Raw genomic sequence first — 6045 nt, forward strand, 5'->3', positions numbered from 1 at the left:
CATATTTAGTCTGGAAGAGCCCCTTTTATTTATGTTCAAGACTTATTTCTAGAGAAATATCTATCTAATGATAAAGTAGGAACAGTAAGATGGGTAGGAAATATAATAGGACATACCTTGAGGTTAAGGACGTGTAAGATTCTTAAAGATATCAGTTTTTTTTATGGAAATCCGAGTTTTATATGTCTAGGTAATGAAGAAAGATCCTTGCAGTTAGAATTTAATTTATCTGAAGATGAATTTAATGATTACTCTATTGAAAATCGTAAAATAGAGATAAATGCAAGACAGAAACAATCTGTTTTTAGAAAAAAGGTACTTCAAAACTTTCAAGAAAAATGCTGCATTACTTCAATTTCTGAATCAGTTATGTTGAGAGCAAGTCACATTATCCCCTGGTCGCATAGAATAGATAGTAGATTAGACCCTTCTAATGGTGTATGTCTTTCAGTAACTTATGATAACTTATTTGATCACGGATTTATTAGTTTTAGTGATTCATTGAAAGTTATTATTACACCTGAATATAGAAGTTTTAGTCAACCTTTACAAAAAATATTAGAAGATGTACAAGGTAGACAAGCAGCACTTCCAAAAAAATATAAAATCAATCAAGACTATCTTCTATACCATAGAGAAAATATATTAATCAGTTGAATTATATTCATGATTTAAAAAAGAGTAAATTAAGATCCGCGACTTCTTAAAAAACATCATCCTCTCTATGTCACAAAACCAACCCAACCCCGAACAACTAAAAATCATCAACCACATCCAAGGAGCATTATTAATATTAGCTCCCGTGGGAACTGGTAAAACCCGCGTTTTATCATCAAGAGTTGTCAACGCAATTAAACAAGGTATTCCTCCCGAAAAAATCCTTTGTCTCACTTTCACTAACCGCGCAGCAAAGGAAATGAAGGAACGGTTAGTACAAATGTGTCCTCAACAATTCCGCTATATTACAACTAAAACTTTTCATAGTTTATGTACTTCTATCCTGAAAATAGAAGCTAAAAATATTGGTTTACCAGCAGATTTTGTAGTTTATGATGACACCGACTGTTTAGGATTAATTAAGGAGATTTTTGGATTAAGTAAAGATAAAGATATTCAACAAAAATTCTCACAGATATGTGATTGCAAAACTAAAGCCAGTTATTTACAGCTATCTCCTAATTATCCTTTAGAACAATTATTTTTACCTTTAGGAATGCGTGATGCAAGATTAGCGAGTAAGTATCAAACTATTTTGCAAGAATATGTGTGAAGAAGAATTTCCTAGTTATTTCAGTTTAAGAGATAATAAACTCGAAGAAGAAAAGCGGTTATTTTATGTGGCTTTAACTAGAGCTAAAAAACAGTTATTTATCTCCTGGTTTCTCAAAGATAATAAAAACTTTGATAAAACAAAAAGTCAGTTTCTTGATTTATTACATCCTGAACATTTAATAGAAATATAACAATTCTAAAAGACATATAAACATTTCTTCCCTCTTCACCTCTGTGGTATGGCTAACGCCACGCTTCGCTATCGTTAAAAAAAATTAACAACGCATAAAAAATTACCTTCTGATATTGTAAAATCAGACTAATAACCAAAGAATGGGGAATTATGTCAGATTTACGAGAAAAATTACAACAAAATCTCGATGAAGCAGAATGGGAGTGGCTAATTCCCCATGTGCAAAAAGATGGAGTAATTGTGGTAGCAAAGAATTTGGATTTATTAGACGTGGGAGAAGCGATCGCTGGCGATAATATTCCTTCAGTGCAACGTTGGATAGATGAACAATTATTAGCAAAACCCACAATAGATCAGGTGGGAGAATGGAATCTTAACCGCACTAAACGATTTAATGCCCTCATCGTTGAACCTTATGTTTTAATTCAGGAATTGGATTAATAAATCAAGAGTTTTTAACCCACGTCGGTGGGTTATGTTTATGTAGAGGTGATTTCTAATCGCTAAAATTAGTTGCCAACCAATTATCAATATCTGCTAATAATTGTTGCGGTATTTCCCAAGGGAAAAGGTGGGCAGTATTGGGGTAACATTGCCATTGAGAGTTTTTTAGGTGTTGGGCTGTTTCTAAACTAGCATTGGCGGTAATATGTCGGTCTTGTTCACCAGCAAGCACTAAGCTAGGACACTGGATTTGTGAGATGGCAGAAGTGCGGTTATAACCTGCTCTAATGGCACTGTAGAGGGCATTAGTAGCTGCTGAAGAGGTTTGTAAGTAGGCGGGTACAGCATCCCTAGCGATGTAACCGTAAGCTGTGGCTGTGTGTTGTTGAATTAGGTAGCGAAAAAGCGATCGCTTGCCGAAAGTGTCAATATTCCATTGCCAACTCGGTTTGATATAGTTCAGTATCCCTGCAATACCTGTATAAACATTATCTTGCCAAGAAATGCGGGGATGATTACCCCAAGGTCTGGCCGCAGTAGCAACTAAAATCAAGCCTGTTACCCGTTGCGGTAGACGCATTGCCAGTTCCATGGCTAAAATTCCTCCTAGTGACCATCCTAATACGAGGCATTGTTCTATTTTTAACTGGTCTAGCAGGGCTTCTATATCATCTAAATGGTCTTGCATCTCAAATTTGCCCTGAAACCGACTTTTGCCATAACCGCGCAAATCTGGGGTAATAGTTTGATAACGCTGGGATAAATGATCAGTAAAGATGGAGAGACTACGACCAGAACCAGGATGACCATGTAATCCTAGAATTGGAAATCCTTCACCTTGGATATAAAAATTAAGTGGCACAGATTTAGATATAACAGTCATGTTTGAAATCGGTAAATGTTCAGAGAAAACGCATCTAATTGTTTTTTAACGAAATGTAACTTATATACAAAAAAGTTACAATCCGAAATAAAAACAACATGATATGCTCAGATTACGTTTAAATCATTAATTAATATCAATTATTCCCCAGCTTCAACTTCTCACGACCTACCCAGATCAACTATTTGCGTCTCCGACCAAAAAATATAGGAATATCAGGAATGAATCAATTTGTTTTATTTATCATTTTTTTTAATAGTCTATTTTTGGGTATTGCTAATGCTAAAGCGGAAATATTAACCAACAATAATCCTCATTCAGTACCAACAAAACCAGCAAATACGCAACTTGATCAATTTTCTCAAAGGTTAAACCTACCAACTTCCAAAATAGCAGTTATTGATGGGAGTAATCGAGTCAAACAAGAAAGTTTTATTTGGGTATTTAAGGATTTAAAGCAGGTTGGTAAACAGCCATTTCTGATGGTTAATAAACCAGTAGATACCTCCAAACCCAAATCAGAACCCCAACCTCGACAGTCTAAAGAAGATGAATTAGAAGACTTTGCAGATGTTACCAAAAACACGGAAACAACATCAGGAATTTTTACTATTTATCGTCATAAAAACAAAAAGAAAATTTATCTAGAAATTCAACCCGAACAACTGCAAAAAAATTTCCTAGCCACCTCTACTTTAGAATCAGGAATTGGTCAAAGAGGTATTTATAGTGGAATGCCACTACAAGATTTTCTATTTTACTTTCAAAAAGTAGATAATCAACTCCAATTTGTGGTTAGAAATGTTAATTTTCGCACTGAGGACGGAGATCCTCAAGCTAGATCAATAGCAAGATCATTCAGTGATTCTGTGCTTTATACTATTCCCATTAAAAGTATTAATGGACAGAAAAAAAGCATTCTCATTGACTTAGATGATTTATTTCTCACAGATTTAGCCGGACTAACTACTAATTTAGAACTAACCGCTAGTCCTGAAAAAGCTTATTTGGGCAATGCGAAAGTTTTTCCCCAAAATTTAGAAGTTCAGTCTATTTTTAATTTTAACACTGGAGGTTCTCCACAGAATAGTTTTGATGTCTTACCTGATAGTCGTGGTTTTACCTTAAAAGTACATTATAGCCTCTCGGAATTGCCCAAAACAAAATATCAACCTCGATTAGCTGATGACAGAGTAGGTTATTTTGTTACCGCTTATCAAAATTTATCAAGAGATGATCAAAGAGATCCTTTTGTGCGGTATATTAATCGCTGGAATTTAGAAAAACAAGATCCTCAAGCTGGCATTTCTCTACCGAAAAAGCCGATTGTTTTTTGGATTGATAATGCCGTTCCCCTAGAATATCGTGATGCTATTAAGGAGGGGATTTTGATGTGGAATCAACCTTTTTTGAAAGCAGGATTTAAAGATGCTATTCAAGTTCAACAAATGCCTGATAATGCCACCTGGGACCCGGCAGATATTCGCTATAATACCATCCGTTGGATTAACACTGTAGATGGATTTTTTGCTATGGGTCCATCCCGTGTTAATCCCTTAACCGGGGAAATATTAGACGCAGATATTCTCATTGATGGTAGTTTTGTCAGGTTATTAAAAAATGATTATCGGCAAATGGTGCGACCTGAAAATACACAAACTCCGACTTCTTTATTCAGCTTAATTAATAATGAGCAGTTGTGCAGTTTAGGTAATCAAAAATCTAGCAAATCATGGCAGAAGTTATCAAAACTAGCTATAAAATATGATTTGTGCTATGGAATGGGAGCATCTCATCAGTTTGCTTTTGGTTCTTTAGCAATGTCAATGTTAGGAAATACTACACCAACTCCAGAGCAAATAAAAGATTATATCCATCAGTATTTACGGTTAATTATTGCCCATGAAGTGGGTCATACTTTAGGTTTGCGTCATAATTTCCGGGGTAGTACCCTACTTTCCCCAGCAGAAATGAATAATTCAGAAATTACCTCCACTAAAGGAATTACAACATCTGTAATGGATTATCTTCCCCCTAATATTGCCCCGGATGGAGTTAAACAGGGAGCTTATTTTCCCCATCGGGTCGGCCCCTATGATGAATGGGCAATTGAATATGGTTATACTCCCAGTCAGTCCACAACTGCTATGGGGGAAAAGTCATTTTTAGCGGCAATTACGGCAAAATCTAACCAAGGGGAATTAAGTTATGCTCCTGATGAGGATGTATCTAATAGTGATCCAACGGTGAATGCTTGGGATCATAGCAGTAATGTACTAGCTTATGCTCAATCACAACTAGATAATTCTCGGCGGATGTGGGCAAGACTCAATAAAGGTTATCCTTTAGCGAATGAAAGTTATAGCGATGTTGAGGAGAGGTTTAATACCATCTTAAGAAATTATTTGCAAAATTTATACTATACCAGCAAATATGTTGGTGGTCAGTCTTTTTACCGAGTGCAACCAAATAACGGTAAGGGACAATTACCATTTGTGCCTGTACCCGTTGAAGAACAGCGAAAAGCATTAATGATGATGCAAAAGTATGTATTTGCTGAGGACGCACTGAATTTTCCCCCAGAATTACTGAATAAATTAGTACCTTCCCGTTGGTTACATTGGGGGACGAGTATTCAAGTAGGAAGGTTAGATTATCCCATCCATGATTTAGTTTTGTTAGTTCAGAGTGTAGTATTGCGAGATTTATTAGGACGCGATCGCTTAACTCGTCTCAAGGATTTAGAATTAAAAGGTCCATCAGGTAAAGCCTTGACATTACCAGAATTATTTGACACCTTGCAAACTGGGATTTGGTCGGAAGTATTTCAACCCAAAGATCAATTAAAAATTTCTAGTTTGCGTCGGGGTTTGCAAAGGGAATACCTGGAAATATTGATGGAGATGGTATTAAGAAAAGAATCTGTTCCCGAAGATGCCCGTACCTTGGCTTGGTATAAACTCAAGCAATTAAATAGTAAGTTAAGAACGGCAAATTCTCAAGACGAATATACTCAGGCTTTCTTATTAGAAACACGCGATCGCATTGACAAGACCTTAAATGCACCCTTGATAGGAAATTGACCTTGCTAGGATAGGATGATAGATTAATATTACGACTTACGCAAGATGTGACTGAAAACCTAACCCTTGCTTGGGGGGAACTCGTCAACCACCCATCACTTCCCTTCGGGTAAGTTCTGAATATACAGCATATTTCATATGAGGTATAGCTGTAGACAGAGTAGTTAGGA

At 36.0% G+C, this 6045-nt stretch carries 6 protein-coding genes; 5 read left to right on the top strand and 1 reads right to left on the bottom strand.

What is annotated here, in order from left to right; genetic code table 11:
• The first annotated feature begins 207 nt into the window (after window positions 1–207).
• From CUN59_RS18945 to CUN59_RS18960, 4 genes are all read left to right on the top strand, one after another.
• A complete protein-coding gene (locus CUN59_RS18945; protein ID WP_165790233.1) occupies window positions 208–657 on the top strand; it encodes an HNH endonuclease in 450 nt (149 codons plus the stop codon).
• A 67-nt stretch (window positions 658–724) separates the two neighbouring features.
• Window positions 725–1270 (top strand): UvrD-helicase domain-containing protein, encoded by a 546-nt coding sequence (locus CUN59_RS18950; protein ID WP_104389300.1) that lies wholly within the window; start codon window positions 725–727, stop codon window positions 1268–1270.
• Window positions 1263–1463 (top strand): 3'-5' exonuclease, encoded by a 201-nt coding sequence (locus tag CUN59_RS18955; protein ID WP_104389301.1) that lies wholly within the window; start codon window positions 1263–1265, stop codon window positions 1461–1463. The genes CUN59_RS18950 and CUN59_RS18955 overlap by 8 nt, the downstream gene beginning before the upstream one ends.
• Before the next feature lie 152 nt (window positions 1464–1615).
• Window positions 1616–1906 carry a DUF2288 domain-containing protein gene (locus tag CUN59_RS18960; protein ID WP_104389302.1) on the top strand — a complete coding sequence of 97 codons (291 nt, stop codon included), beginning with the start codon at window positions 1616–1618 and terminating at the stop codon, window positions 1904–1906.
• A gap of 55 nt (window positions 1907–1961) precedes the next feature.
• Here the strand turns inward: CUN59_RS18960 and CUN59_RS18965 are convergent, their stop codons facing one another.
• Entirely contained in the window at window positions 1962–2792 is an 831-nt protein-coding gene (locus tag CUN59_RS18965) for an alpha/beta fold hydrolase (RefSeq protein ID WP_104389303.1), read from the bottom strand.
• A 221-nt stretch (window positions 2793–3013) separates the two neighbouring features.
• Between CUN59_RS18965 and CUN59_RS18970 the strand changes: the two genes are divergently transcribed.
• The gene (locus tag CUN59_RS18970) at window positions 3014–5875 is read left to right on the top strand and encodes a zinc-dependent metalloprotease (RefSeq protein WP_104389304.1); all 2862 of its coding nucleotides are present in this window, start codon (window positions 3014–3016) and stop codon (window positions 5873–5875) included.
• Window positions 5876–6045: the final 170 nt, after the last annotated feature.

This window comes from Cuspidothrix issatschenkoi CHARLIE-1 (assembly GCF_002934005.1).
GTDB classification, from domain to species: domain Bacteria; phylum Cyanobacteriota; class Cyanobacteriia; order Cyanobacteriales; family Nostocaceae; genus Cuspidothrix; species Cuspidothrix issatschenkoi.

Excerpts from the sequence above, each read along its gene's own strand:
- CUN59_RS18955 (WP_104389301.1), top strand. The coding sequence starts at position 1,263 with ATGTGTGAAGAAGAATTTCCTAGTTATTTCAGTTTAAGAGATAATAAA.
- CUN59_RS18965 (WP_104389303.1), bottom strand. The coding sequence starts at position 2,792 with ATGACTGTTATATCTAAATCTGTGCCACTTAATTTTTATATCCAAGGT.
- CUN59_RS18970 (WP_104389304.1), top strand. The coding sequence starts at position 3,014 with ATGAATCAATTTGTTTTATTTATCATTTTTTTTAATAGTCTATTTTTG.
- CUN59_RS18960 (WP_104389302.1), top strand. The coding sequence starts at position 1,616 with ATGTCAGATTTACGAGAAAAATTACAACAAAATCTCGATGAAGCAGAA.
- CUN59_RS18950 (WP_104389300.1), top strand. The coding sequence starts at position 725 with ATGTCACAAAACCAACCCAACCCCGAACAACTAAAAATCATCAACCAC.